The organism is uncultured Paracoccus sp. (genome assembly GCF_947487305.1).
In the GTDB taxonomy this organism is placed as follows: domain Bacteria; phylum Pseudomonadota; class Alphaproteobacteria; order Rhodobacterales; family Rhodobacteraceae; genus Paracoccus.
The window spans coordinates 1-1,362 of the sequence record NZ_CANKWH010000066.1; the positions used below are offsets into that span (position 1 = coordinate 1).

General features: G+C 64.4%; 1 protein-coding gene. It reads right to left on the reverse strand.

The genetic code is table 11. The features are described from left to right. Nucleotides 1-64: 64 nt before the first annotated feature. A complete protein-coding gene (locus Q1A36_RS21260) occupies nucleotides 65-1,267 on the reverse strand; it encodes an IS256 family transposase (RefSeq protein ID WP_299848164.1) in 1,203 nt (400 codons plus the stop codon). Nucleotides 1,268-1,362: the final 95 nt, after the last annotated feature.

Here is a 1,362-nt window from a genome sequence, read left to right on the forward strand (position 1 = left end):
GATGATGTCCCGCGGCGTGGTGTAGCTTACGACGGGCCTCGCGCTCACCGGCGGGCCGAGCTTGTCAGTCGCGCTGCGCTGCAGGCAGGCTGACCATGACATCATCGCAGACAGGAGCGAGCGTTTCCAGCGTCATGTACCTGCCACGCTGGACGGTCCATTCCTCGGTCTGTTCCATCAGGATGGCGCCGACGAGGCGGCGTATGGATACCTCGTTGGGGAAGATCCCGACGACATCGGTGCGCCGCTTGATCTCGCCGTTCAGACGCTCGATGGGGTTCGTGCTGTGCAGCTTCGTCCTGTGCTGCTGGGGAAAGGTCATGTAGGCGAGGACGTCCTCCTCGGCCCCGTCCATGAGCGTTGCGAGCTTGGGCAGCTTTGGGCGCATCTGGTCCGCGACCTGGCGCCATTGGGCCTTGGCTGCCGCGTGGTCGGGCTGGGCAAAGGCGGTGGCGATGAAGGCTGACACCACCCGACGGCTGCTCTTGCCGGCATGGGCCAAGGCATTGCGCTGGAAGTGAACCCGGCACCGCTGCCAGCTGGTCGACAGCACGCGGGCCGTGGCCGCCTTGATGCCCTCATGGGCGTCAGAGATCACCAGCTTCACGCCTGACAGGCCGCGCCGGACGAGATCGCGGAGGAACTCGGTCCAGAAGGGCTCGGCCTCGGAGGCTCCAATCGCCATGCCCAGCACCTCGCGCCTGCCGTCCGTGTTGACGCCCACGGCGAGCGTGACCGCGACGCTGACGATGCGACCGCCTTGGCGCACTTTCAGATACGTCGCATCGATCCACAGGTAAGGCCATTCGCCCTCGATGGGCCGGGTCAGAAAGGCATCGACACGGTCGTCTATTTCCTCGCACAAGCGGCTGACCTGGCTCTTGGAGATGCCAGTCCCGCCCATCGCCTGTACGAGATCATCCATGGCGCGGGTCGATACGCCGTGAACATAGGCTTCCTGGATCACCGCGGTCAGGGCCTTTTCGACGGACCGCCGTGGCTCAAGGAAAGATGGGAAGTACGAACCTGTGCGCAGGCGCGGAATACGCAGCTCGACGCTGCCAGCACGGGTCTGCCAGTCCCGATCCCGGTAGCCATTGCGTTGCGCCAGCCGGTCGCTGCTCTTCTCACCGTAGTCGGCGCCGGTCTTCGTGCCGACCTCAAGTTCCATCAGCCGCTCGGCCGCGAAGCCGATCATCTCGCGCAGCAGATCGGCATCTGCACTCTTTTCGACAAGCGCACGCAGGTCCATCATCGGTTTGGTCATCGGAGTTATCCTTGGTTCAGGTTGGTTCTCGCAACCCGACCCTACCGGGAAACCCGATGGCCACCGCAAGCTACACCACGTCCATGGACGTCACC